This is a genomic window from Ensifer sp. CCNWLY38, from assembly GCF_037120565.1.
Lineage (GTDB): Bacteria > Pseudomonadota > Alphaproteobacteria > Rhizobiales > Rhizobiaceae > Ensifer > Ensifer adhaerens_H.
In genome coordinates this window covers 127,686-154,544 of sequence record NZ_JBBBBO010000010.1, presented here as the reverse complement: position 1 = coordinate 154,544, position 26,859 = coordinate 127,686, and the positions used below count along the sequence as shown (strand labels likewise).

18 protein-coding genes are annotated in these 26,859 nt (G+C 61.6%); 15 read left to right on the top strand and 3 right to left on the bottom strand.

Annotation, left to right across the window (positions count from 1 at the left end):
- Window positions 1–4 precede the first annotated feature (4 nt).
- Both V7S54_RS21860 and lpxB read left to right on the top strand, forming a co-directional pair.
- Window positions 5–892 carry an LpxI family protein gene (locus V7S54_RS21860; protein WP_065376084.1) on the top strand — a complete coding sequence of 296 codons (888 nt, stop codon included), beginning with the start codon at window positions 5–7 and terminating at the stop codon, window positions 890–892.
- Window positions 889–2,064 (top strand): lipid-A-disaccharide synthase, encoded by a 1,176-nt coding sequence (gene lpxB / locus V7S54_RS21855; protein ID WP_065376083.1) that lies wholly within the window; start codon window positions 889–891, stop codon window positions 2,062–2,064. Before V7S54_RS21860 ends, lpxB begins: the two co-directional genes overlap by 4 nt.
- 212 nt (window positions 2,065–2,276) lie before the next feature.
- Here the strand turns inward: lpxB and gltA are convergent, their stop codons facing one another.
- The gene (gene gltA, locus V7S54_RS21850; RefSeq protein WP_057255779.1) at window positions 2,277–3,566 is read right to left on the bottom strand and encodes a citrate synthase; all 1,290 of its coding nucleotides are present in this window, start codon (window positions 3,564–3,566) and stop codon (window positions 2,277–2,279) included.
- Window positions 3,567–3,881: 315 nt separating this feature from the next.
- Here gltA and V7S54_RS21845 point away from each other — a divergent pair, with 315 nt between their 5' ends.
- The 9 genes from V7S54_RS21845 (at window position 3,882) to exoR (ending at window position 17,617) form a co-directional block, all read left to right on the top strand.
- Window positions 3,882–6,362 carry a ComEC/Rec2 family competence protein gene (locus tag V7S54_RS21845; protein WP_065376937.1) on the top strand — a complete coding sequence of 827 codons (2,481 nt, stop codon included), beginning with the start codon at window positions 3,882–3,884 and terminating at the stop codon, window positions 6,360–6,362.
- A gap of 185 nt (window positions 6,363–6,547) precedes the next feature.
- A complete protein-coding gene (gene exbB / locus V7S54_RS21840) occupies window positions 6,548–7,621 on the top strand; it encodes a tonB-system energizer ExbB (protein ID WP_234793198.1) in 1,074 nt (357 codons plus the stop codon).
- A 3-nt stretch (window positions 7,622–7,624) separates the two neighbouring features.
- Window positions 7,625–8,050, top strand: coding sequence for a TonB system transport protein ExbD (exbD, locus tag V7S54_RS21835; RefSeq protein WP_065376936.1), 426 nt, complete (start codon window positions 7,625–7,627; stop codon window positions 8,048–8,050).
- Window positions 8,051–8,287: 237 nt separating this feature from the next.
- Window positions 8,288–8,953: a protein-L-isoaspartate O-methyltransferase family protein gene (locus V7S54_RS21830; protein ID WP_065376935.1), complete on the top strand. Its 666-nt coding sequence runs from the start codon at window positions 8,288–8,290 to the stop codon at window positions 8,951–8,953.
- A gap of 286 nt (window positions 8,954–9,239) precedes the next feature.
- Entirely contained in the window at window positions 9,240–10,610 is a 1,371-nt protein-coding gene (locus V7S54_RS21825; protein WP_065376934.1) for a TolC family outer membrane protein, read from the top strand.
- A 180-nt stretch (window positions 10,611–10,790) separates the two neighbouring features.
- Window positions 10,791–11,603: a PopZ family protein gene (locus V7S54_RS21820; RefSeq protein WP_065376933.1), complete on the top strand. Its 813-nt coding sequence runs from the start codon at window positions 10,791–10,793 to the stop codon at window positions 11,601–11,603.
- A gap of 122 nt (window positions 11,604–11,725) precedes the next feature.
- Window positions 11,726–14,566: a valine--tRNA ligase gene (locus tag V7S54_RS21815; protein WP_057255793.1), complete on the top strand. Its 2,841-nt coding sequence runs from the start codon at window positions 11,726–11,728 to the stop codon at window positions 14,564–14,566.
- A 488-nt stretch (window positions 14,567–15,054) separates the two neighbouring features.
- A complete protein-coding gene (locus V7S54_RS21810; protein WP_065376932.1) occupies window positions 15,055–16,335 on the top strand; it encodes an OmpP1/FadL family transporter in 1,281 nt (426 codons plus the stop codon).
- Window positions 16,336–16,810: 475 nt separating this feature from the next.
- Window positions 16,811–17,617 (top strand): exopolysaccharide production regulator ExoR, encoded by an 807-nt coding sequence (gene exoR / locus V7S54_RS21805; RefSeq protein ID WP_058320613.1) that lies wholly within the window; start codon window positions 16,811–16,813, stop codon window positions 17,615–17,617.
- Between the two features lie 58 nt (window positions 17,618–17,675).
- Here the strand turns inward: exoR and xth are convergent, their stop codons facing one another.
- Window positions 17,676–18,467, bottom strand: a complete 792-nt coding sequence (gene xth, locus V7S54_RS21800; protein WP_065376931.1) for an exodeoxyribonuclease III — start codon at window positions 18,465–18,467, stop codon at window positions 17,676–17,678.
- 207 nt (window positions 18,468–18,674) lie between these two features.
- On the opposite strand from xth, the gene V7S54_RS21795 reads away from it, so the two are divergent.
- Window positions 18,675–20,138 carry a phospholipase D-like domain-containing protein gene (locus tag V7S54_RS21795; RefSeq protein WP_065376930.1) on the top strand — a complete coding sequence of 488 codons (1,464 nt, stop codon included), beginning with the start codon at window positions 18,675–18,677 and terminating at the stop codon, window positions 20,136–20,138.
- Between the two features lie 33 nt (window positions 20,139–20,171).
- On the opposite strand, the gene erpA is transcribed toward V7S54_RS21795, so the two are convergent.
- Entirely contained in the window at window positions 20,172–20,504 is a 333-nt protein-coding gene (gene erpA, locus V7S54_RS21790; protein WP_057255803.1) for an iron-sulfur cluster insertion protein ErpA, read from the bottom strand.
- A 212-nt stretch (window positions 20,505–20,716) separates the two neighbouring features.
- Between erpA and V7S54_RS21785 the strand changes: the two genes are divergently transcribed.
- The 3 genes from V7S54_RS21785 (at window position 20,717) to V7S54_RS21775 (ending at window position 26,779) form a co-directional block, all read left to right on the top strand.
- The gene (locus tag V7S54_RS21785; RefSeq protein ID WP_065376929.1) at window positions 20,717–21,934 is read left to right on the top strand and encodes a deoxyguanosinetriphosphate triphosphohydrolase; all 1,218 of its coding nucleotides are present in this window, start codon (window positions 20,717–20,719) and stop codon (window positions 21,932–21,934) included.
- 96 nt (window positions 21,935–22,030) lie between these two features.
- Window positions 22,031–23,791: an arginine--tRNA ligase gene (gene argS, locus V7S54_RS21780; RefSeq protein WP_065376928.1), complete on the top strand. Its 1,761-nt coding sequence runs from the start codon at window positions 22,031–22,033 to the stop codon at window positions 23,789–23,791.
- A gap of 63 nt (window positions 23,792–23,854) precedes the next feature.
- A complete protein-coding gene (locus tag V7S54_RS21775) occupies window positions 23,855–26,779 on the top strand; it encodes an SPOR domain-containing protein (protein ID WP_065376927.1) in 2,925 nt (974 codons plus the stop codon).
- Window positions 26,780–26,859: the final 80 nt, after the last annotated feature.

Sequence of the window (26,859 nt, the reverse complement as noted above, 5' to 3'; positions counted from 1 at the left end):
CGTGATGTCGGCTGCTGCGGGCCACGCAGCGACCGGCGGTCGGCTCGCAATCATCGCCGGCGGTGGCGCGCTACCGCACCACGTAGCCGAAGCTGTGCGCGCGCGCGGCGAAGATCCTTTCATCATCGCATTGTCGCGAGAGGCGGAAGAAGCCGATTGGGTCGGCTTCGATCATTCCGTGCTCGGGATCGGCGACTTCGCCAATATCAGCCGTACCTTCAAGGAAGAGGGGATCGATCGCGTCGTCCTGTCGGGTTGGGTTCGCCGCCGGCCGGAATGGCGTGATATTCGCCCGACGCTGAGAACGCTGGCAAAGATCCCGGCCGTCTTGAAGACGCTGATGTCCGGTGGAGACGACGCCGTCTTGCGCATGGCGATGGCACTGATCGAAGCCAGTGGCGCCCATGTCATCGGCGTTCATGAAGTGGTGCCCAATCTCCTGGCAGAACCGGGACCGATCGGGGCGGTGACACCTGATGCCGACGATCGCCGTGACATCGAGGCGGGCATCGCTGCCGCCAACGCGCTCGGCGCGCTCGATGTGGGGCAGGGTGCTGTGGCCGTCGGCGGGCGCGTCGTGGCGTTGGAGGGCGCTGAAGGTACCGATTCTATGCTGGAGCGTGTCGTCGCCCTGAAGGCCGAGGGCCGTGTCTCTTCTCGCCGGCGAGGGGTCCTCGTCAAGCTTTGCAAGCCCGGGCAGGATTTGCGCGCCGATCTCCCGTCGATCGGGCCGTCGACCGTTGCACTTGCAGAAAAGGCCGGTCTCGCCGGCATCGCGGTCGAAGCAGGCAGGGCTCTGGTCCTGGAGCGCGGCAACGTGATTGATGTCGCCAATCGCGCGGGTCTGTTTGTCGCCGGTGTCGAACGATCGGCCAAAGGAGCCGAGCGATGAGTGCATCCAGCTACAAGCTTGCAGTCATCGCAGGCGAGGTTTCCGGCGATCTCCTGGGCGCCGATCTCGTCCGGGCGCTTCGAACGCAAAGCAGCAGCACGATAGAGCTCGTCGGTGTCGGCGGCGAGGCGCTGGAGGCCGAGGGCCTTCGATCGCTCTTCGACTATTCCGAACTATCCATCATGGGGTTCACCCAGGTCTTGGCACGATTGCCGAAGCTCATCATGCGCATTCGCCAGACGGCAAAGGCGATCATCGCCGCGCGCCCCGATGCGTTGCTGATCATCGACAGCCCGGACTTTACCCACCGCGTGGCACGCAAGGTCCGAGCGGCGCTGCCGGATGTGCCCGTCATCAACTATGTCTGCCCGAGCGTCTGGGCCTGGAAGCCGGAACGCGCGCCGCGCATGCGTGGCTATGTTGATCACGTCTTGGCCGTGTTGCCGTTCGAACCGCAGGCGATGGAGAAGTTGCAGGGCCCGCCGACGACCTATGTCGGTCACCGCCTCGCAAGCGATGCGAATGTGCTCGCGGTTCGCGCGAGCCGCCAGCAGCGCCTTGCCGGCGCCATCGATGGTCGGGTCGCGACGTGCCTCCTTCTGCCGGGCTCCCGCTCGAGTGAGGTCGGCCGCCTGTTGCCCACCTTCGGCCGGGTGGTCGAGGAGCTTGCCGGCCGACATCCCGGCATTCGCTTTCTGTTGCCAACCGTTTCGCGGCAGGAAAAGCTGGTGCGCGAAATTACGGCATCCTGGCCCATCCAGCCGGAGATCACCGTAGGGGCGGCGGAAAAATGGGCCGCTTTCGATCGGGCCGATGCGGCGATCGCTGCCTCGGGAACGGTTCTCTTGGAACTGGCGCTCGCCGGCGTTCCCGTCGTTTCAACCTACGATCCCGATTTCCTGGTGAAGCTCTTGCACAAGCGCATCCGCATCTGGAGCGGCGCGCTGCCGAATTTGATCGCAGACTTCCCCATCGTGCCGGAATACTTCGGCGAGTCCATCCGCCCTGGTGCCTTGACGCGTTGGATGGAGCGGCTTTCGGGTGCAACGGCGCAGCGCGCCTCGATGCTGGATGGTTATGCACTGGTGCAACAGCGCATGGCGACAATTCATCCGCCCGGTGAGAAGGCAGCCGAGATTGTTCTTGGCTATCTCAAGAAGAACAATAGGTAAGCTTCATAGATCCTTGAGCGAGCGCGATGCTCGCTCGATGCGTCGACGTCGTCGTAAGTGTGGGCAAGAATCCCGCCGGCGGAGCCGGTTTGCGACCGGCATTGCTTGCGGCCAGCCCGATGGGAGACGGGGTTCGAACCGATGTTCCCGGACCGACAAAATAAAAGCCCGGTCATCGCTGACCGGGCTTCGTTTTTCTTGGCTGATACCGATCAGCGCTTGGAGACCGGGACGTAATCGCGCTGCGGGGCGCCGACATAGAGCTGGCGCGGCCGGCCGATGCGCTGTTCCGGATCTTCGATCATCTCGTTCCACTGCGCGATCCAGCCGACGGTGCGGGCGAGCGCGAAGAGCACGGTAAACATGGTGGTGGGGAAGCCCAGCGCCTTCAGCGTGATGCCGGAGTAGAAGTCGATGTTCGGATAGAGCTTCTTCTCGATGAAGTACTCGTCGGTCAGCGCGATGCGCTCGAGTTCCATCGCGACTTCGAGCAGCGGATCGTCCTTGTGGCCGAGTTCCGCCAGCACTTCATGCGTGGTCTTCTGCATGATCTTGGCGCGCGGATCGTAGTTCTTGTAGACGCGGTGGCCGAAGCCCATGAGGCGGAACGGATCGTTCTTGTCCTTGGCGCGCGCAATGAATTCCGGAATGCGGTCGGCCGTGCCGATTTCGGCGAGCATGTTGAGCGCCGCTTCGTTGGCGCCGCCGTGGGCCGGGCCCCAGAGGCAGGCGATACCGGCAGCAATGCAGGCGAACGGGTTTGCGCCCGACGAGCCGGCCAGACGGACCGTCGAGGTCGACGCGTTCTGCTCGTGGTCGGCGTGCAGGATGAAGATACGGTCCATGGCGCGCGACAGAACCGGGTTGACGACATATTCCTCGCACGGAACGGCGAAGCACATGCGAAGGAAGTTCGAGGCGTAGTCCAGGTCGTTCTTCGGGTAAACGAAGGGCTGGCCGATGTGGTACTTGTAGGCCATTGCCGCGATCGTCGGCATCTTGGCGATCATGCGCAGCGAGGCAACCATGCGCTGATGCGGATCGGTGATGTCGGTCGAGTCGTGATAGAAGGCCGAAAGTGCGCCGACGCAGCCGCACATGACAGCCATCGGGTGCGCGTCGCGGCGGAAGCCCGTGAAGAAGCGCGACATCTGCTCATGCACCATGGTGTGGTGCGTGACCCGATAATCGAAGTCGGCCTTCTGTGCCTTCGTCGGCAGTTCGCCGTAGAGCAGCAGGTAGCAGACTTCGAGGAAGTCGCCATGTTCTGCAAGCTGCTCGATCGGGTAGCCGCGGTGCAGGAGCACGCCTTCGTCGCCGTCGATATAGGTGATCTTGGATTCGCACGACGCCGTCGACGTGAAGCCCGGGTCGTAGGTGAACATTTTCGTCTGCTTGTAGAGCGAGCCGATGTCCACGACGTCAGGGCCGATGGACCCCGATCGCACCGGAAGATCCGCAGACTTTCCATCGAGTGTTACAACCGCGGTTTTTTCAGTCATCGGACCCTCCGTCTTATGGCAACGTGGCATAGAGACATGCCACGACAATGAACGTTGCGAATTTGCTATATGATTTATTTTCGACTGCCAAGCTGTACGAAAGGCAAATTGTGCGATGCGAAAATGTGCATATGGCGACGCAACAATGGCATGTTACGGCAATAAGTCCAAGGAGATCAATAATCTCGTCGGATGATGGTGCGGTACCATTCTATATAGGTTTGCCGCTTTTTTCAGCAGATAGCGCATCGGTTGCGGTTATGTGCCTTTGGTTGCATGATCGACGGGGTATTCGGGGGAAAGAGCGCTGGCGCAATGAGCGATACTGAAAGGCGGCAGGCGTCGCAGGACGCTGAGCGCGGCAGCTTCATGTTGCCCGGTTCCGATGCCGCCACTGCCGTTACCGTGTTTGCTCCCAATGCGCCGCGCGGCTTGCTTTCGACACAGGTGCGCCGCGGCATGTCGACGCTCTCGGCGCGCCTCGGTCCGCGCACGGTCAAGGCATCGGTCGCCTCCGCAATCGAGGAAGAACGCGCATTCGGTCACGGTTTTGTGTTGATACCGGTGCTGCTGGTCTCAGGCGTCCTCACCTGGCTGTCGCTCCCTTTTGGCGTCGGAATTGTCAAACTTGCACTGCTGCTTTGCGTTTTCGGCATGGCGGCGGTGGCATGCATCGGAAAATTTGCACGGCTGCGGGTACCGCTGATTGGGGCGATACTGTTTGTGGCCGGAATGGTGCTGGTCGCGGCCGAGACGGCGCGGACCGATACGATCATCCTCGACGCACCGGTGACAACGAACGTGCGGGGCGTGGTGTTTTCGCGTGAGCAGGACGACCGCGGCCAGTGGCGTTACGGGGTCGAGATTCACGAGACGACCAGGCCGCACCTGCGCCGTCAACCGACGAAAGTCACGCTGGTGGCGCGGGGCCGGGAAGATCCGCTGCCAATAGGTGCGACCATCGAGGGCAGGGCGCGGCTGTCGCCGCCCTCCGGTCCGGCATTGCCGGGTTTGAACGACTTTGCGTTTGACAGCTACTTTCGGGGGATCGGTGCAGTCGGGTTTTTCTACGGTCCACCTACGGGCGGAATAGCGACTGCGACCGGAGGAAAGGAAGAGGCCTCTTCCTTCGCTTCATCCCTGGCGACCAGCATCGCCGCGATGCGGGAGGCTGTCGGAGAGCGCATCCGTGCATCGATCGGCGGCGACACCGGAGCGCTTGCGGCAGCGCTGGTGACCGCGGAAGAGCGGGCAATCAGCCGTGAGACGGTCGAGGTGTTGCGGCAAGCCGGGCTTGCGCATGTGCTGGCGATCTCCGGCCTCAACATGGCGCTGGCCGCCGGAACCTTTCTGATCGGCGCCCGCACCGTTCTCAGCATGATCCCAGGCCTGGCGCATCGTGTGCCGATCAAGAAGGTTGCGGCGACCGGCGCACTGCTGATGGTTTGCCTCTACATTCTCATCTCCGGCGGTGCGGTGTCGGCACTGCGCGCCTGGATCATGATTTCCATCATGCTCGTGGCCGTGTTCTTCGATCGTATGTCGATCAGCCTGCGCAACGTTGCTCTCGCGGCGATCGTCATCGTCGCCATAACGCCATCGGCGGTTGCCGGCCCGGGGTTTCAGATGTCCTTCGCCGCGACGCTTGCGCTCGTGGCCGGCTATGCGCGCTGGCGCGAGCGACGGGAGGCGGAGGTACCGGCGGCGGAGAGGCAGGGCAAGCGAAGGGGCCTGGTCACCGGCGTGATCGCCGGTGTTGTCATCACCTCTCTCATCGGCGGTTTGGCGACGTCGGTCTATTCGATCGCCTATTTCCACAGGTTGCCGGCCTATGGCCTGCTCGCCAATGTTCTCACCATGCCGGTGATCAGCATCGTGATCATGCCGTTCGGCCTGTTCGCCATGCTTCTGATGCCGTTGGGACTTGAACACTATCCATTGATGGCCATGGCGTGGGGCCTCGACCGGATGCTCGACATCGCCCGCTTCGTAACCTCTCTCGACGGCGAGATCGTCACGGGCCGCATCGGGCATTTCGGCTTTGCGTTGATTGCCGCAGGCGGTGTCCTCGTCTGTGTGTTGCGGAGCTGGCTGGCTCTGTCGGGAGCGGTATTGATCAGCGCCGGTCTCGTCAGCCTCGCAGTCGAGCGCGATCGTCTGCCCGATCTCGTAATTGCCGAGGATGGTCGCCTCGTCGGCATCATCGCGAACGGTACGATAGCGACCAACAGGACGCGCCCGTCGGATTTCGTGTTTTCGCAATGGCAACGGGCCCTCGCGGTGGAAGACCACCTCAAGCCGGCGATGCTTCCGCCCCCGTCAGCTGTCGATCCTTATCCGGCTACGGAGCCGGCCGGGAAGGGCGCTCCGCCGCTCGACCAGGAAAAAGTGGCCGCGATCCGCTCGGATCTGTCGTCGGCGATCGAGGCGAATGCTGCGGGTGTCTTCATCTGCCGGGAAAAGCAATGGTGTGCGGCGCGCAACGGCTACGGCTGGACGATCCTTGCACTCGAGAACCCGCGCCTCTTTCCGGCCTTGTGCGACCAGGCGGATCTTGTGGTGACTGCGGTGCGGGTCGATGGCGCGACGTGCCCGACCAACCGCGCCCGTATTGTGAATGCGCAGACGCTGCGTCGCACGGGCGCAATCGAAATTCGAGCGCGGTCGGATACGGAGCACGCGCCGCCCGCAATGCAGTTTCGAACGGCATTCACGACCCTTGCCCGCCCATGGGAACGGCACCGCGCGTATGATTGGCGGACCGGCTCCTTCATGGAAGTTTCGCCAGGCTTCTGACCACAGACACCCGTCGCGCCCTGAGTGGGCGGGTTGCGAAATTATTCTTGATTGATAAACTCCACAAATCCTTGTCATTCCGCTCCCCTTTGCGTAAAGAGCCCGAAAGCACGCAAGGGATGTGACGGGTGGCGGCAATCCCTTCGCTCTGAAATGACGAAACGGACCAGTACGTGAGGAACAAGATGCCGAACCGAGCTCGATCGACGATCAATCTGCTGGCAGCCGCAATGCTGGGTCTGTCATCGGCTGCTATGCCCGTGGTTGCGTTCGCTCAGTCAGCGAGTGAAGGGGCATCGTCAGCCCCGGCTACGAACGGCACTCAGGGCACTGTCGCACAATCTCCCACGCCGACGCCGGTCGTAGAGGGCCAGACGGCAACCGGCAGCGCACCGGTAAACCAGGCGACGCCGATCACTCAGGTGCAGCCCGCACCACAAGCCGCTTCGCCGGAGACTGCCCCCCTTGCTGTCGAGGGCACTGCCGTTGCGACCGAAGGTGCGGCGAACCCGGTGCTGCCGCACGATCTGTCGCCGATCGGCATGTTCATGGCGGCGGACCTGGTCGTCAAAAGCGTTATGGTCGGCCTGGCGGTGGCGTCCATTGCCACCTGGGCGATCTTCCTGGTCAAGGCACTCGAGCTTTTCAGCGCCAAGGCGCGCCTCAAGCGGGCGGTGCGTCTCCTGTCAGCCGCCAACGGTCTGGCTGATGTCAATACTGCATTCGACGGGAAGTCGGGCCCAGCACCCGAGATGGTGGCTGCGGCGATCGACGAGATGGTGCGTTCGGAAGCGGTTGTCGACCATGCGCCTGCGAGCGGTATCAAGGAACGCGTCTCTTCGCTGCTGACCCGCATCGAGGTTCGCGCCGGCAAGCGCATGACGAGCGGCACCGGTATTCTGGCCTCGATCGGCTCGGTCGGTCCGTTCGTCGGCCTCTTCGGCACGGTGTGGGGCATCATGAATTCCTTCATCGGCATCAGCAAGGCGCAGACGACCAATCTCGCGATCGTCGCACCCGGTATTGCCGAAGCGCTGCTCGCCACTGCCATCGGCCTTGTTGCGGCCATTCCGGCGGTGGTGATCTACAATTATTTCGCCCGTGCAGTGGGTGGCTACAAGGTGATCCTTGCCGATGCTGCGGCCGCCGTGGAACGGCTCGTCAGCCGCGACCTCGACCACCGCATGGTCCGCAAGGCGCAGCCCCGCCGGCAGGAAGGCTTCGTCCATGCCGAAACGGCCATTGCACGGATCGGGTGACCCATGGCCGGAAAAGTAAGCCAGGACGGCGGCGATCTGGACGAGAACAGCGAAATCAACGTCACGCCCTTCATCGACGTCATGCTCGTGCTGCTGATCATCTTCATGGTGGCGGCGCCGCTTGCCACGGTGGATATGAAGGTGGATCTGCCGCAATCGGCGGCAAAGCCAGCGCCGCGCGACGACAAGCCGGTCTTCGTGACCTTGAAAACCGATCTGGCGCTTGCCATCGGCAACGAGGAAACGGCGCGTGAGACCTTCACCGACGAGCTGAAGCGCCTGACCGAGGGCAACACGGAGACGCGCGTCCTGCTCCGGGCCGACAAGGCCGTGGACTACGGCGAGCTGATGACGGTCATGAACCTCATCCAGAACGCCGGCTACACCAAGATCGCCCTCGTGGGCCTGGAAGGCGCACCCGGGCGCTGAGTTTGCCCGCGGTCCACGTGCCAGCAATGCGTCGCGCACGTGTCCGCGCGCCGCCGCCTTGACCGATCAGGGCTCTTCTTCCCCGTTTTTCCGGCGCAATTTGCCGCTGTCGCTTGAATCCCGCGGGGCGGCGATTTAAGAGCTTACGTCAAAGGCTTTCCGTTGAGAGCCACAAGACGATCGCGCGGGCGTCTCCGAAAAGCGGCGCCGCGCCTATCCGGATACGAGGGCACCAGCATGAATTTCGAAGCAGCGCGCACCAAGATGGTGGACAACCAGATCCGGACCACGGATGTGACGTCTCACTCGGTCTTGTCCGCCTTCCTCACCGTGCCGCGCGAGGAGTTCGTGCCCGCGAAGATGAAGGAGCTCGCGTATATCGACACCGACATCGCGCTTGACGCCGCCAACGGCGGAGCGCCGCGCTTCCTGATGGAGCCTTCGCCGCTTGCCAAGCTTCTGCAGCTTGCCGAGATCTCCAAGTCCGACGTCGTGCTCGAGATCGGTTGCGGTACCGGCTATGCCTCGGCACTGCTTTCCCTGATTGCCGGTTCCGTCGTCGCGCTCGAAAGCGATCAGGGTCTTGCCGCCACCGCGACCGAAACGCTAGCGCGTCTCGGCTATGACAATATCGCGGTCGTCACCGGTGAACTCGAGAAGGGCTACGCTGCCGAAGCGCCCTATGACGTCATCTTCGTGCACGGTGCGGTAGAGGTTCTGCCAGCAGGCCTGTTCGAGCAGTTGCGTGATGGCGGCCGACTCGTGGTGGTTGAAGGATTTGGCAACGCTTCGCGCGCTAAACTCTATGTGCACGAGCACGGAAAAACCTCCGAGCGTGCCGACTTCAACACTGCGGTGAAGCCGCTTCCCGGCTTCCGCCGCGAGCAGGAATTTGTTTTTTGAGGTCCCGCTTATTGAGGGATATCAACATTTGAATGTACTGCTAAAATAACAATGTTGCCAATTCGCAACGCGGTACTTGTTTCTTTTTGAAATGCCTGCGCAGAGTAGGGCTGCGCAGTTGTCGGAATTTGGAATCCGGGTTTCAAAGAGTGCAGTGGTAGTGATTTGCTCACCAGTGGGCGGTGTGAGCGCTCATCGCCGTGTCTAGGCAGCGCCGTTTTGTAACGAGGACAGCGCTGCGGGAAATGAGGGCAGGCTTTGCCGCCCCCGATCGGAGAGAGAAGTAATGGTGTCGATTGTCCGCAAAGCGGCCCTGTGGGCCGCCGTTTCGACGAGTGTGCTGCTTGCCCCGCACGCAGTACTGGCCGAGACGATCTTCGGCGCAATGGCCAAAGCCTACGCAAACAACCCGGATCTGAACGCTGCGCGGGCGGGCCTGCGCGCCACCGATGAGAGCGTGCCGATCGCCAAGTCCGGCTTTCGCCCCCAGGTGGCTGCTTTCGCCAGCGGGACGCTTTCGACCATCGACAGGGAGAGTTCCGGAAGTCAGGACGTTCACCAGGGGCAGGTCGGCGTCTCCATAACGCAGATGGTCTTTGATGGCTTTCAGACGCTGAACAATGTTCGCGCGGCCGAATCGAACGTGTTTGCCACCCGCGAATCGCTGCTCGCCAACGAGATGCAGATCCTGCTTTCGGCGGCGACCATCTACTCCAATATCGCCCGCGATCAGCAGCTCGTGTCGATCCGCAAGCAGAACATCGCCTTCCTTCAGGAACAGGTGAACGCGGCGAAGGCGCGGCTTGATGTGGGTGAGGGCACCCGTACGGACGTGAGTCTGGCAGAGGCTTCGCTCGCCAACGCGCAGTCGCAGCTTATCGTCGCCGTTGCGCAGCTGAAGCAGAGCGAAGCGACCTATGTGCGGATCGTCGGCGACTTGCCGAAGAACATCAAGCAGGCGTCTCCCGCATCGAAGAACCTGCCGCGCTCGCTCGACCAGGCGGTCGCAAGCGGCCTGCGCGACCACCCGACCATTCTGGCGGCGCAGTACTCGGTCGATTCGGCAGGTTTCCAGGTGAAGTCGGCCGAGGGCACGATGCTGCCCGGCGTCACGCTTCAAGGGCAGGTTGGCCGGACCACCGGCAATGTCGGTGACGGCATTGACAGCAACACATCGAGCATAACGGCTCGCCTCGAGGTTCCGATCTATCAGGGTGGCCTCGAATACGGCCAGATCAGGCAGGCGAAGGAACGCCTCGGACAACAGCGCATTTTGGTTGATTCGGCGCGAGCATCGATCCAGGAAACGATTGTTTCGGCCTATGCTCAGCTCGAGGCGGCGATCGCGCGCATTTCCGCCAACAAGGCGCAGATCTCTGCCGCCAAGCTGGCACTGGATGGCGTCATTGAAGAGCGCAAAGTCGGCCAGCGCACGACCCTCGACGTTCTCGATTCGCAGCAGGACGTGCTGCAGGCGCAGGAACTCCTGGCGCTTGCGCAGCGCGACGCGGTCGTCGCGAGCTATACCTTGCTTGCAGCCTCCGCGCGGCTGACCGTGAAGAGCCAGGGTCTGCAGGTGGCCGAATATCGCGCCGAAGAACATTACGAGGCGGTCAAGGATAAATGGTTCGGTCTTCGAACCGTCGACGGTCGCTAAAGAAAACGCCCCGGTCTCCCCGGGGCGTTTCTATTTTTTCCCCTGAAAACAAATCTGTGCAAGGATCTGAGTGGCTGATTCGTGGCGTATGTTTCGTCCGCGAACTCACATAAGGTTTGTCGGAAATCGGCGCATGTCCTGTTTTGAAACACATGCCGGCCGCGTCAAACGGGGATAGAAATGGCACAGCTCAATGTCGCGCGTGAACCTTCGATGGATGAGATCCTGGCATCCATTCGCAAGATCATCGAGAGCAATGAGCCTGGGCAGGCCGGGCTTTCACCGCAGGAGCATTTCGAGGACGAGGCGGGTGACGAGATCGAGCTGACGATCGACAGCGAGATCGAGACCGTTGCCTTCGGCCGGCGCGAGGAACCTGCCGAAACATCGCGGCCCACGCCAGCGGCTCCTGCCGTAGAGCTTTCCATCGTCTCCTCCGAGACTGGCACTGCGGCTGCGCAGCCGCCGCTTTCGCTGGCTGATGTCGCCGCACGCGTTCGTGCAGCGTCGGAGCGCCACGCGACGGGGTTTGCCCCGCGCGAAACGCAGCCGGTCGCGCCAGCGCCGGCGATCCAGGACAGCCCCGTCGTAACGTCGCGCATGGCCGCGGTATCAGCGCCCAAGGCTCCGGCCGTTCAGCCGATCGTGGCCCCAGAGACACACGAGGATGCGGAAGCCGTCGCTGCTCCGGCGCTATCGGAGCGTCGCGACACCGTCGAATCGCCAGCGCCGGCGGCGCCCGTGATCGACACGGTGGTCCCCGAGAAGGCGATCGCAGCCATCGTCTCTCCGGAAGTCGGCCGGAAGGTCGCGCAATCCTTCGACAATCTCGCTCTCGCGGTGGATCAGGGCGCAAGGCGTTCGTTCGACGAAATTGCCCAGGAAATGCTGCGGCCGATGCTGCAGGAATGGCTGGACGACAATCTGCCGACACTCGTCGAACGGCTGGTTCGCGAGGAAATCGAGCGTGTTGCCCGCGGGCCGCGTCGCTGAAATTCAGATCTTTTGATGCGTGGGGCCGCGGCGACCGTCGCGGCTTTTTGCGTTCGTGTTGACTTGCACCGGCCGTTCCGGTTTACAAGACACAGACATCACTCTCCAAAATTGGCTCCAAAATGCTTGATAAGACCTACGATTCCGCATCCGTCGACCCGCGTATCGCCAAGAAGTGGGACGAAGAAAACGCGTTTCGTGCAGGTGCGGGTGCCAAGCCCGGCGCCGATAGCTTCTGCATCGTGATCCCGCCGCCGAACGTGACCGGTTCGCTGCACATGGGCCACGCGCTCAACAACACGCTTCAGGACGTCATGGTTCGCTTCGAGCGCATGCGCGGCAAGGACGTGCTGTGGCAGCCGGGCATGGACCATGCGGGTATTGCGACCCAGATGGTCGTCGAGCGCAAGCTGATGGAAACCCAGCAGCACCGTCGGCAGATGGGGCGCGAGGCTTTCATTGAGAAGGTCTGGGAGTGGAAGGCCGAATCCGGCGGCTTGATCTTCAATCAGTTGAAGCGGCTCGGTGCATCCTGCGACTGGTCGCGTGAACGCTTCACCATGGACGACGGCCTCTCGGAAGCCGTTCTGGAGGTCTTCGTCTCGCTCTACAAGGAAGGGCTGATCTACAAGGACAAGCGCCTGGTCAACTGGGACCCGAAGCTTCTGACGGCGATTTCCGATCTGGAGGTCGAGCAGCACGAGATCAACGGCAATCTCTGGTATCTGCGCTATCCGCTCGAGCCGGGTGTCACCTATGAACATCCGGTTGCCTTCAATGAGGAAGGCAAGGCGACCGAATGGGAGAAGCGCGACTACCTGGTCGTCGCGACCACCCGCCCGGAAACGATGCTCGGGGACAGCGGCATTGCCGTCAACCCGGACGACGAGCGCTACAAGCCGCTCCTCGGCAAACATGTGATCCTGCCGATCGTCGGCCGGCGCATTCCCGTTGTCGCCGACAGCTATGCGGATCCGACGGCCGGCACCGGCGCGGTGAAGATCACGCCTGCGCACGACTTCAACGACTTCGACGTTGGCAAGCGTGCAGGCCTCAGCGCGATCAACGTCATGACGATCGAAGGTCGCATCACCATCAAGGACAACGAAGAGTTCCTCGAAGGGCTTTCCGATCCGGCAGCCTTGCATGGTGCTTGGGACGAACTCGAAGGCAAGGATCGCTTCGAGGCTCGCAAGATCATCGTCCGCATCTTCGAAGAAGCTGGCCTGCTCGACAAGATCGAGCCGCACAAACACATGGTCCCTCATGGCGACCGTGGCGGCGTGCCGATCGAGCCGCGCCTGACGGAACAATGGTACGTCGACGCCAAGACGCTTGCGAAGCCTGCGATTGCCGCCGTCAAGGAAGGCAGGACGAACTTCGTTCCGAAGAACTGGGAAAAGACCTACTTCGAGTGGATGGAGAACATCCAGCCCTGGTGCGTCTCGCGCCAGCTCTGGTGGGGGCATCAGATCCCGGCCTGGTACGGCCCGGATGGCCAGGTCTTCGTCGAGAAGACCGAGGAAGAGGCGCTGCACGCCGCGATCCAGCACTATCTCGCGCATGAAGGCCCGATGAAGGCCTATGTCGAGGACCTGCTCGAAAACTTCAAGCCGGGCGAAATCCTGACCCGCGACGAAGACGTGCTCGACACCTGGTTCTCGTCGGCGCTCTGGCCGTTCTCCACGCTCGGCTGGCCGAACGAGACGCCGGAACTGGAGAAGTACTATCAGACCGACGTTCTGGTGACGGGCTTCGACATCATCTTCTTCTGGGTCGCCCGCATGATGATGATGGGTCTGCACTTCATGAAGGATGCAGACGGCACCCCGGTCGAGCCGTTCCATACGGTCTACGTCCATGCGCTCGTTCGCGACAAGAACGGCCAGAAGATGTCGAAGTCGAAGGGCAACGTCATCGACCCGCTCGAACTCATCGACGAATACGGGGCTGACGCACTGCGCTTCACGCTGGCGATCATGGCTGCCCAGGGCCGCGACGTGAAGCTTGATCCCGCCCGCATCGCCGGTTATCGCAACTTCGGCACGAAGCTCTGGAACGCGACGCGTTTTGCCCAGATGAACGGCGTGGTCGACAGCGACGGCTTCATCCCCGAAGCCGCGTCGCTCACCATCAACCGCTGGATCCTGACGGAGCTTTCGCGCACCATCCGCGACGTCACCGAGGCGATCGAGGCCTATCGTTTCAACGAAGCGGCCGGCAGTCTCTATCGTTTCGTCTGGAACCAGTTCTGCGATTGGTATCTCGAACTGCTGAAGCCGGTCTTCAACGGCGAGGACGAGGCGGCCAAGCGCGAGTCGCAGGCCTGCGTCGCCTATGTTCTCGACGAGATCTACAAGCTGCTGCACCCGTTCATGCCGTTCATGACCGAGGAGCTCTGGGGGCAGACGGCAGGCGAGGGCCGCGAGCGCGAGACGCTGCTCTGCCACGCCGAATGGCCGGCGGCTTCGTATGCCGATGATGCGGCCGCCGACGAGATCAACTGGCTGATCGACCTCGTTTCGGGCATCCGCTCCGTACGCTCGGAGATGAATGTTCCGCCGGCAGCAACCGCGCCGCTGATCGTCGTCGGTGCGAACAATCTGACGCGCGAACGCCTGCAGCAGCATGCTCCGGCAATCGCGCGCCTGGCGCGTGTCGAACACATCGACTATGCGACTGTCGCCCCGCGCGGCAGTGCCCAGATCGTTGTGGGCGAGGCGACCGCGTGCCTGCCGCTGGGCAACCTGATCGATCTCTCTGCCGAGAAGTCGCGCCTGGAGAAGGCGATCGCCAAGGTGGATGCGGAGCGCGAGCGTATTCTTGGCAAATTGGCCAATGAAAAGTTCGTCGCGAACGCAAAACCGGAACTGGTGGAAGCAGAGCGTGAGCGCCTGGTGGAGCTTGATCTTCAGAAAGATTCGCTTGGCGTCGCGCTTACACGCGTGGCGGAAGCCGGCTAGGAAGCACGCTAAGGGTGCAACCGCCTACAGGGTTGATCGACCAAGGAAGTCAAAATCCGCGACAGGTCCGTCGCGGATTTTTTATTTTAGTATGATTTTATATACTTGCCGAGGCGCGCTTCGCGATCGAATCGCTGAGCTGAATACTGTCGACCGTTCACGAAATCGCTTGGCATGGGCAGGCGGAGTTTCAACGGCCATTTTTGTTGATCTCCAGCAAAAACCAATATTGTTGTCTCCACGACACAGCTTTCGCGAGTGTTGGAAGTTTTTCCTATTTTATTGGGTTATTTACCTATTTTCCGGAATATCATTTCGGAAATGCGCGAATGTGTCTAAATCATGAGAATCTTACGTAAATTATGTGACGCATAGTGCCGCACCGCCTCTGCATCTGGCATTTGCGATTTCACATGTTCGTGAGAATACTTCCGCCACACGCGGCATGAGGTGGAATGTCGCAGATTGCAGTGCAGGGGAGGAGCTTGATGGCTCACATGAATTTTAAGCGTGGCGTCCTGACGGTGGCGGCTGGTTTGCTGTTTGCGTCGGCGGCCCACGCCGGCGGTCTTGAGCGCGGTGGTTACAACATCGATCTGCTGTTCGACCCGTCGGACTACGCCGGTGAAGCTTCGGCGACCTACGTCAATCCGCAGCGCGAACTGAAGAATGTCAGAGACACGGATACGACGTCTGCGGTTTTCCCGTTTAATGGAACGGGGCCGGGTGCTGGCGGTGGTAACTTGAATTCCCGACCGAATACCGCCGACGATACCGAGAGCTATTGGGTTCCGCGCGTTGGGGTCAAGGCGCGCTTTGCTGACGATATCGACTGTATGGCCGACTATTCGCAGCCCTGGGGTGCGCATACCAACCCGGGCCTCAACTGGGCCGGTGCAAACAACAACGTCGAGACGAAGGTCGAAAGCGACAACTACGCCGCAACCTGCTCCTATAAATGGGACGTCGGCCAAGGTCAGTTCCGCATCATCGGCGGCGTCTTCTACCAAGAGGTCAGCGGCTTCAAGGAGCGGTTGGTTCAGGATTTCACGGGCGTGCCACCGGTATTGGCCGCCGGGCGTACCGGCATCGGTCGGCTGGATCTCGAGGGGGATGGTTGGGGCTGGCGCGCTGGCGTCGGCTACGAAATTCCTGAATACGCAGTGCGGGCGAGCCTCGTCTACAACAGTGCCGTGGACCTCGACAACCTTGCGGGAACGATCGACCTGCGTGACGTTCGCGGGCCGGCTCCGGTTAACTTCTATGGGGTCTCCGGCTTTGCATCGATGCCGGATTCACTCGAATTGAAGATTCAGTCCGGTATTGCGCCCGACTGGGTCGCCTTCGGCTCGGTCAAATGGACGGATTGGAGCCAACTCCAGGTTCTCAAGTTTTGCCCTTCGTCGGGCGGAACCCTGGCTCAGCCCTGCACCTCGCTTGACCTGCTTTATCGAGACGGCTGGACGATTTCAGGCGGCTTTGGTCACAAGTTCAACGATCAGTGGAACGGCGCTATTAGCCTGACCTGGGACCGCGGTACCAGCCACGGCTATGGCACTCAGTCCGATACTTGGTCGCTTGGCTCGGGTGTATCCTATTCGCCAAACAAGAATATCGAGCTTCGACTGGCTGGTGCAGTGGGCATCCTGACGAGCGGCAGTTCGGGCCCCGTTAACTTCGACGGGCAGGTTATCGGCGGCGATGTGTCCTACGACTACGGTAACGATTTCTTCGGCGCCATATCGACGTCCCTTAAGGTCAAGTTCTGATCCTTCGCCAATCTGACTGTTTGGGCCCGGTTTCGACCGGGCCTTTCTTTTTGATGTGGAACTGTTCGCTGTTGCCTTTGCACCGTTCGCTAATGTGACGATTCAGCAACACATTTAATGCTAGAGTTTGCTAGCATCGGACTCGTCCCGGCTATGTCCATTTCCCGCCACAAACAGGGAGCAGCGATAGTAGAGACAAACCTGCAACCGTGAAAACGAAACCTGCGGCGTTTGGTGTGAAGTGAAACTTGGACTGTCGATGTTCATCTCAGATGTGGCCTTCGGCACCTTTGTGCAAGTGGTCGACTGAAATGGTCTTTTCGAAGCACGTGTCGAAGTTTCGTTCTGGAATGGGTGCGTCGATGTTCTCGGCGGAGTTGGTGAAGTTTTGGGCGGCGTCGTGTCGTCCGGGCGTTTGTGTTTGCAGCGGTGATGAGTTCGGCGTGGCCGGCTGGAACGGAAGAATTAGACTGTGATGCTTGCGGGTGAACTGAAGTCACTAAAGGTTGCGATACTCGGCGTGTCGCTGGCGGTCTGCGGGACCAGCACCATGCCGGCCCTTGCCTTTGATCCGGGGGCAGGCGTCACGAAGGAATCCGGTCCCTTCGCGCTCTTCAAGTTCGGTTTCTCCGCTTATAAGAACGGCCGCAAGGACGAGGCCGTCGAGGCCTACAAATACGCTGCGGAGAAGGGGCATACCGGCTCCCGCTGGGCTCTGGCCAATATGTATGCCTATGGCGACGGCGTCGCCGAAAACGACCTCGAGGCCTTCAAGATCTACAGCGAGATCGCCCAGCAGGGTGTGGAGCCGGGTTCTGAGGATACCGGCTATTTCGTCAACGCGTTGATCTCTCTTGCCGGCTACTACCGACGCGGCATTCCCGACAGCCCGATCCAGTCGGATATGGCCCAGGCGCGGCAACTCTATTTCCAGGCGGCGTCGACCTTTGGTGTCGCTGAGGCGCAGTTCCAGCTTGCGCGCATGCTGCTTTCGGGCGAAGGCGGTAGCGTCAACGTTCAGCAAGCCAAGAAGTGGCTCAACCGTGCCCGCAAGAGCGGCCATGCCGGTGCCATGGGTGTCTTCGGCAACGTGATCTTCCAGGAAGGCCAGACCATTCGCGGTCTCGCCTATATGACCGCCGCGCTCGACCAGTGTTCGCCGAAGGATCGGCCCTGGCTCCAGTCGATGCAGGAGCAGGCATTCTCGCTTGCCACCGAAGATGATCGCCGTACGGCGATCTCGCTTTCGCAGAATCTGCATATGCAGGGTGACGACGACTGAGTTCGCCGCGCGGCTACCCCTCAGCCAGCACTGAATAGCCGAACGGCAGATCCGCGCCTCAGGCGGCCGCGAAAGCAAACTCGCCGATAACAGGGACGTGGTCCGAGGGCTTTTCCCAGGCGCGAACATGTTTGTCGATCGATGTCGAAACCAGGCGATCGGTTGCCTCCGGCGACAGCATCAGATGGTCGATGCGAATTCCGAAATTCTTCGGCCAGCAGCCGGCCTGATAATCCCAGAACGTATAGAGCGGCACCGCGTCTGAGGTGGCCCGCACCGCGTCGGTGAAACCGAGATTGCGTAGGCGCCGATAGGCCTCGCGCGTCTCCGGCAGGAAAAGTGCGTCGTTCTGCCAGACTTTGATGTCCCAGCAGTCGTGCTCCTCCGGGATGACGTTGTAGTCGCCGGCCAGGATGAAGGGCTCTTCGAGCAGAAGGCGCTGCTCGGCATAGGCGGTCAGTCGGCGCATCCAGGCGAGCTTATAGGGGTACTTCTCACTATCGACGGGATTGCCGTTCGGCAGGTAGAGCGAGCAGACGCGGATCACGCCGCCGGCAACCGAGAACACGCCTTCGATGAAACGCGACTGCTCATCCGAGTCGTCGCCGGGCAGGCCGCGGTTGACTTCGTCCGGACGCAGCTTGGAGAGGAGGGCGACGCCGTTGAAGCCCTTCTGGCCGTGGGTCTCGACATGATAGCCGAGCGCTTCGATCTCCAGACGAGGAAAGCCGTCGTCGACAGACTTGATCTCCTGCAGGCAGACGATGTCCGGATTGGCTTCCCTCAGCCATGCCAACAGGCTGTCGATTCGCGCCTTGACGCCATTGATGTTCCAGGTGGCAATCTTCATGGCTCGAAACGCCCTTCCATATAGGTGAGTCCTTACGGCGGGACTCTTCTAGCTGCTCCGGATTCTTTTGACAAATCCGATACCTGCGGACTTTCAGCCCTGCGGCGGAGCGGCAACGACGACGTGCGGCGCCGCGCGCAGTTTATATACGGTATAGGTGCGGCTGCTCGAATTGATTCCGATCCATGGCCGGCTATAGTCCGGCGCATGATCGATCTCGTGCAGAACTACTGGCCGCATATCCTGGCGCTGCTGTCCTTCGCGCTTGGCATCCCGGCTGCCATTCACGCCGCCATGACCAAGGACGACGTTCGCGCCGCCGCCGGTTGGGTCGGTGTCGTTCTGCTCTCGCCGATCGTCGGGGCATTGCTTTATGCGGTTGCCGGCATCAACCGCATCCGGCGCTCCTCGATCGGCTCGCAACGCGCACTGCTGCGCGGGCAAGGCCCCGATCAGTTCGGCAGGTTCGATATCTCTGAAACAGACATTGCCGGACGTTTCGGGAATCGTTTTGCCGCGATGAAAATCCTCGGCGACCGTGTTTCCCGGCACCGCATGTGTTCCGGCAACGGCATCGAGGTGCTGGCCGGCGGGGACGCTGCCTATGCGGCCATGCTGGCGGCCATTGCCGGTGCGCAGCGCAGCATCCTGATAGAGAGCTATATCTTCGATCGCGACGTGGTCGGCCTTCGCTTCGCCGACGCCTTGATCGCCGCGATCGCGCGTGGCGTCCAGGTGCGCGTACTGATCGACGCAGTCGGCGCGCGCTACTCCGTCCCCAGCATTGTCGGCCATCTGAAGACGGCCGGCGTTCCGACGGCCGTCTTCAACGGCAATATCATCATGGGGCTGAGGTTGCCCTATGCCAATCTGCGCACGCACCGAAAGATTCTCGTGGTCGATGGCCGCGTCGCCTTTGCCGGCGGCATGAACATCCGGGCGGGCTTTAGCAGCGAGATTGCCGGCGAGGTGCCGGCCCTCGACACGCACTTTCGGGTAACGGGCCCGGTGGTCGCCGACATCTTTCAGGTCGCCGCCGAGGACTGGCAGTTTTCCAGTGGGGAGATGCTGACGGGCGGCGCCTGGACGCTCGAAGAAATGCCTTTGCCGGCAGAAACGCCTTCCGTGCTGATGCGCGCCATACCCTCAGGGCCGGACGCCACCAACGAAACCAATCACAAGATGCTGATGGGGGCGTTTTCGGTGGCGCGCAAGAACATCCGCGTGATGTCGCCCTATTTTCTTCCGGATCGCGAACTGATCAGCGCCTTGGTGACCGCGGCGCGCCGGGGCGTCGAGGTCGACATCATCGTGCCGGCGGTCAACAATCTGCTTCTGGTCGATCGCGCAATGACCGCGCAGTTCGATCAGGTATTGAAAGGTCATTGTCGGGTCTGGCGCGCCGAGGGCGCCTTCAATCATTCGAAGCTTCTGATCGTGGATGAGCGCTGGACCTATGTTGGGTCGACCAATCTCGATCCGCGTTCCCTGCGTCTCAACTTCGAATTCGATCTCGAAGTGCTGGACGACGGTTTCGCCCGTACGATCAGCGGAATGATATCGGATGTTCTGGCTTCGGCCGAACCGGTCACGCTCGAGGCCCTGCGCGCCGAGCCACTTATCGACCGGTTGGCGAACCGTGTGCTTTGGCTGGGGTCGCCGTATCTCTGACGGCGACCGCGGGCAGGCCAGGTGGTCGTCGGCTCAGATGGAAAAACTCGTTCCGCATCCGCAGCTTGCGACCGCATTCGGATTCTTGATCTGAAACGACTGGCCGAGCAGGTTGTCGACGAAGTCGATCTCCGAGCCGCCCATATAGACGAGCGACAGGCTGTCGATCAGCACCTTGGCGTCGTTCTTCTCCAGCACCAGATCGTCGTCGTTGGCACTATCGACCAGGTCGAACTTATAGGAGAATCCCGAGCAGCCGCCGCCTTCGACGGACACCCGCATCGCGTTGTTGTGACTGTCCGAACGAAGGATCGTGGCGATCCGCTTCGCAGCAGCGTCCGAAAGGGTCACGGTTTCTTGCGTCATATCTGCCTCCTGCCGGGGTCAAGAAACGGAGAGATTTGATTGTCGTTGCAGCATCGCCTCGGCCAATGCCGGAGGTCGTTTTAACCCCCGCAGCCAAGCCGTTGCTTTCGCTTGCGGAATCGGTCGATGCTTGCGCGACGCGTTTCCGTGGCTTTCACTATAGGTATGAAGGCTTCAATGTCCCGTCAATGGGATGACGATTTGGGTGGAAAATGACATTCGACAAAAATGCGCTGGGCTTCGGTTATGGTGAACACGCACCGTTCGCGTCGAACCCCTGGGCAACGCGCGGCAGGCTCTATGCGGAAGCGTCGAGCGCGACACGTTCGGATTTCCAGCGCGATCGCGATCGCATCGTGCACACGACGGCCTTTCGCCGGCTGAAGCACAAGACGCAGGTCTTCATCGCTGCCGACGGCGACCACTATCGGACGCGGCTGACGCACACGATCGAAGTGGCGCAGATCGCCCGTGCCCTGGCGCGTGCCCTCAAGCTCGACGAGGACCTCGCCGAAGGGGTCGCTCTCGTTCACGATTTCGGTCACACGCCGTTCGGCCATACCGGCGAGGATGCCCTGCACGAGATGCTGGAGCCCTATGGCGGCTTCGACCACAATGCCCAGTCGCTGCGCATCGTCACCAAACTTGAGCGGCGCTACGCCGAGTTCGACGGGCTGAACCTGACCTGGGAGAGTCTTGAGGGGCTGGTCAAGCACAATGGGCCGTTACTCACGCCCGACGGGCAGGGCACGCACGGACCGGTGCCTCAGCCGATCCTGGACTACTGTGCTCTTCACGATCTGGAACTGGCGAGTTACGCGAGCTTGGAGGCGCAGGTCGCGGCCATCGCCGACGATATCGCCTACAATACCCATGATATCGATGACGGCCTGCGGGCCGGCTACTTGACCTTCGAGATGCTGGAAGACGTGCCGTTCCTTGCTCGTCTGATGCGCGAGGTTCACGATCGCTATCCCGGCCTTGAAAGCAGCCGCTTCACGCACGAAATCATGCGCCGTCAGATCACGGCAATGGTCGAGGACGTGATCGGCGTCGCCCAGCAGCGTATCGCGGACATTCGCCCCGAGAGCGCAACCGACGTACGTCAGGCGGGTACGGTCATGGCGACGTTCTCCGAGGAGATGAGCGAGACGGATAAGCAGATCAAGCGTCTGCTGATGACCCGGATCTATCGCCACCCGGAAGTGATGCGGGTGCGGGAAGGTGCGGCGTCGATCGTCTGCGATCTCTATCATGCCTTCATGGACGACCCGCAATTGATGCGGGAGCACTATTGGATCGATCAGATCTCGGGCATGGCCGAGCCGGCGCGGGCCCGTCATGTCGGCGACTATCTGGCCGGCATGACCGATACCTTCGCGATCAGCGTGCACAAGCGCTTGTTTGACCACACGCCGGATTTGCGGTAGGGACGCCCCGCCCGGAGGCTTACGGTTCAACCGAACCGAGCCTCCTTTTTGAGTTTTGCGCCGGCCACATGTGGTCGGGAAAAGCGGACGGATCAGATGAATCTCTTCACGGACTTCGAATCAAGAATTAAGGACATTCTCGAAACGCTTGAAAGCGTTCGAGAAAAGCGATCCGAACTTGACTTCGGCCGTGTCAATGTCGAGCCGCCGCGCGATCCAAGCCACGGCGATGTCGCCACCAATGCCGCCATGGTGCTGGCCAAGCCCCTCGGCCTGAACCCGCGGGCGCTCGCTGAACTCATCGTTGAGAAGCTCAAGCAGGATCCGGAAGTCACCGAAGTGACCGTTGCCGGCCCGGGCTTCATCAACGTCCGGCTTTCGGTTTCCTATTGGCAGAAGCTGCTGTCGGACATGGTTCGCACCGGCGTCGACTATGGCCGCAGCACCGTCGGTTCGGGCCGCAAGGTCAACGTCGAATATGTCTCGGCCAACCCGACGGGACCGATGCATGTCGGCCATTGCCGCGGCGCCGTCGTCGGCGACGCGCTTGCCAACCTTTTGGCCTTTGCCGGTTATGCGGTGACCAAGGAATACTACATCAACGACGCCGGGTCGCAGATCGACGTTCTCGCACGTTCTGCCTTCATGCGGTATCGCCAGGCGCTTGGTGAAGACATCGGCGAAATCCCGCCGGGTCTTTATCCGGGTGATTACCTCGTTCCGGTTGGCGAAGCGCTCGCCGATGAATTCGGCACGAGCCTGCGCCTGATGCCCGAAGACAAGTGGATGCCGCTCGTCAAGGACCGGACGATCGATGCCATGATGGTGATGATCCGAGAGGATCTCGCGGCGCTGAACGTTACTCACGACGTCTTCTTCTCCGAACGCACGCTTCATGCCAATGGGGCGGCTGCGATTCGTACGGCAATCAACGACCTGACCTTCAAGGGGCACGTCTATAAGGGTACGTTGCCGCCGCCGAAGGGGCAGCTTCCGGAGGATTGGGAAGATCGCGAGCAGACGCTGTTCCGCTCGACGGAGGTCGGTGACGACATCGACCGGCCGCTGATCAAGTCGGACGGAAGCTACACCTACTTCGCCGCCGACGTTGCCTACTTCAAGGACAAGTTCGACCGCGGTTTCGACGAGATGATCTATGTGCTGGGCGCTGACCATGGCGGTTACGTCAAGCGGCTCGAGGCTCTGGCACGCGCCGTGTCAGGCGGTTCGTCGAAACTTACGGTTCTGCTCTGCCAACTGGTCAAGCTTTTCCGCGACGGTGAGCCGGTGAAGATGTCGAAGCGCTCCGGCGATTTCGTCACGCTGCGCGAAGTCGTCGATGAAGTCGGCCGTGATCCGGTTCGTTTCATGATGATCTACCGGAAGAATTCCGAGCCGCTCGACTTCGACTTTGCCAAGGTTACAGAACAGTCCAAGGATAATCCGGTCTTTTACGTGCAGTATGCGCATGCGCGTTGCCGGTCTGTGTTCCGCCAGGCGGCGGACGCCTTCCCGGGTCTGGACATCGAATCGCTTGATCTCGCCGGTGCGGTTCAGGGACAGATCGAGGATCCGACGGAGCTTCAGCTCGTTGCCAAGCTCGCAGAATATCCACGCGTGATCGAGGCCGCGGCACTGGCTCAGGAGCCGCATCGCATCGCGTTCTACCTGTATGATCTTGCCGCTGCCTTCCACGGACACTGGAACAAAGGTAAAGAGAATCCGGAATTACGTTTTGTTAACGATAAAAATAGACAATTAAGTACTGCCAGACTCGGGCTGGTGCATGCTGTCGCTTCGGTATTGAAGTCCGGCCTGTCTATTACAGGCACCTCCGCACCGGAGGAAATGCGATAAGTATTGTCACCATTTTCCCACAATGCACTGGCACATAAATACAGGCAATTGTGAGTGGAGAGCATGGCAGACAAACAATTCGCACGAAGCGGGCCGGCTGAATTCGATGTATTGGCAGACGATGATCCGTTGGCCGAACTCGCCCGGATCGTCGGTTACGATGCCCGTCCGGCCGTACAGCAATTGCAAGAGTTGCAGCGACATCAGGAGGCGGTCCGTCAGGATCCCGCCTTCGATCTCGAAGACGAACTCCTTCGCGCTTTCGACAGCTACGATGCACCCCGTGCTGGACAGCAGCCTGCTGTGGAGTCGGTTTCGGCGCCGCAACCGGTCGAAGAGGCCCGGATTGAGCCGGTAGCCGATTTCGCGGAAGAGGACGAGGCGCCGATATTCCGTCAGCCAGAGCCGGTCGCAGCGCCGGCCGCCGTCACCGAAGAGGAGCCGGAGCAGGTTGTCGAGGTGCAGTCGTTCTCGGCCGTCCCTCAGGGTGCCGAAGTCGATAGCGCGGAATTCGTCGCCGATGAGCCGGCGTTCGATCTGGAGCGCGAGCTCGAACTGTCGCTCGGCGAAGCCGATCTGTTGCCGTTCGAAGAAGAGCCGGTATCTGAGGCGAAGGAACAGGTCGTCGACGACTGGCAGGCGCCGGCCGCAGATTTGTCGACGGCTTGGGCCGAGCCCGCTGCTGTCGCCGAACCGTTCCCGGTTTACGACGAGCCGAGCCTTGAGGTTGCCAACTTTGACGTTGCCAACCTTGACGTCGCTAGCCTTGACGCCGTTCCTGAGGAACGCGTGGACGAGGCCGTATACGTGAACGAGACAATCCCGGAAGAGCCGGCTGGCCATGACAATGCCCGCGACGATCTTCTTGCGGATATCGAGCGCTTCCCGGTTCCGCCGGTGACCGCCGTGGTTGCCGCTGCCGTGCAGTCTCATCCGGCCCTTCACGCCACGCAACAGCCGGTCGTTGCTCCCGCCGCCGCCCCGGTAAATACGTTTGCGACGCCGGTGAAGAAGAGCCCCTATCCCTTTACGCCGACCTTCAGCCGCGCGACGCCCGTTGCTTCGCCCTCCGGCGCCAGCCAGCAGCGCGCCTTTGCCGGTCCGCTCGTGACGCAGGCGGCCCCTGTTGCGGCAGCTGCCGCAGTCGCCACGCCTGCCGTTACGCCGGTGGTCGAGGCTGCCCAGCCGGTCCAGCCCGTTGCAGAGCCGGAGAACGAGCCGGGCTTCGACATCGAGAACTTCGAAATGGAGCTCTCCGATGCCGCACTGAAGCTCGATCTTGCGGACCTCGGACCGACCGAACCGATTGCCGTCGCACCTGCGGTCGTGCCGCAGGCTGCTGCGCAGCCGGTCATCGAGGCGGTTGCTCCGCAGCGCGAACCGGAACGTTCTGTCGAAACCTTCGTGGCTCCGGCCCCGGTGGAGCAGCAGGACGTGCAGCCTGAAAGCACGCTGCCCTTCGATCCCTCGATGATCGCCGAAGCCGAGAATGGTGTTGCGCCGATCGCCGACATGGACGTGCCGCAGCTTCCCGTTATCGAAACGGAAAAGCCGGTCGCCTATCCGGCAGACTACGATCTCGATATCGACGCGGAAATGGCGCAGCTGTTCGGCACGCCGGCTCCGGCCGCCAAGGATGCCCGTCCGGCCGCGGTTGAAAAGGCCGAGGCGGCTCGTCCGGCCCCGGCAGCAAATGCAAATCCGTCGTTCGGAGGCGGCGCGCTCGACGATTTCGACGAATTCGAGAAGGCGATGGAAGAGGATTTCCGCCGATCCATCACCGAACGGAAGTCCCCGACGCGTGATGCCGAGCGAGTTTCCCCGGTGCAGAGCCAGGACGATGCGGGCGATTATCGCGACTACGGCTCGGGTCGGCGGTCGCAGCGCACGATGCTGCTCGCGGCTAGCGTTGCTGGCGTCATCATTCTCGGCGGCGCGGCTGTCTACGCCTGGATGGGCGGCAGTGGTGCGGTAACCTCTGCCGAGGGTCCCAAGATCATTCTCGCCGACAAGGGGCCGGTTAAGGTCGTGCCGGAAGAAAAGGGCGGCAAGACTGTCCCGAACCAGGACAAGGCCGTTTACGACCGCGTCGCTGGAGCCCAAGCCGGTGCGCCGCAGCAGGAAGCATTGGTTTCTTCGACCGAAGAGCCGATGGACGTCGTTCAGAAGACGCTGACGCCGGAAACGCTGCCGCTCGAAGGCAGCGAGGACTCGGATGGCCTGCAGGCCAACCTGCCGGCCGATGACGAGGACGGCGCTCGCTTGCTGCCGGATGGCGGCGCCCAGACTGCCGCTCAGGAAGAAGACAAGGCACCGGCCGTCGCGCCGCGCAAGGTGCGCACGATGATCGTCAAGCCGGATGGCACGCTGGTTGCTCGTGAAGAGCCGGTTGCCGCAGCACCCGCGACCGATGTTGCCGGCGCGACACAGCCGCTGCCGGAAGCGCCCTCGAAGGAAGTCGCTTCGGCTGATGTCACTGCTGCCGGTCAGGCATCGACCAATGTCGATCAGGTGGCGCTTGCCGCAACGGGCAATGCCGATATCGAACAGGTTCCGGTTCGCAGCGTGACGACGACGGCAACAGGCGACAAGGCGCCGACGCCGCAGGCGCGTCCGGTCGAGCAGCCGGCTAATGTTGCCGGCACTGCTGCCGAGCGCAGCAACGTGCGTCCGGCCCAAGAGCAGGCGGCTGCCGCTGCAGAAGCGCAGCCGGCGCAGCAGGTCGCAACCGCATCGGTTCCGGCCGGCGGATACTTCATCCAGGTCGCATCCTTGCCGTCCGAGGCCGAGGCGCAGAAGTCCTACAACAGCCTTTCCAGCAAGTTCGGGAGCGTCATTGGCGGCCGCGGCGTCGATATCCGCAAGGCTGAGATCGCCGGCAAGGGCACCTACTATCGCGTCCGTATCCCGGCTGGCTCCAAGGAAGAGGCAAATGCCCTGTGCTCCAAGTACAAGGGCGCTGGCGGAAGCTGCCTGGTGACCAAGTAAGCCGGACACAACGGATAGAGTTGAGGAGGGCGCGGCTCATAGGCCGCGCCCTTCGCATTTCAGGGTTTTCGGTTGCCCCA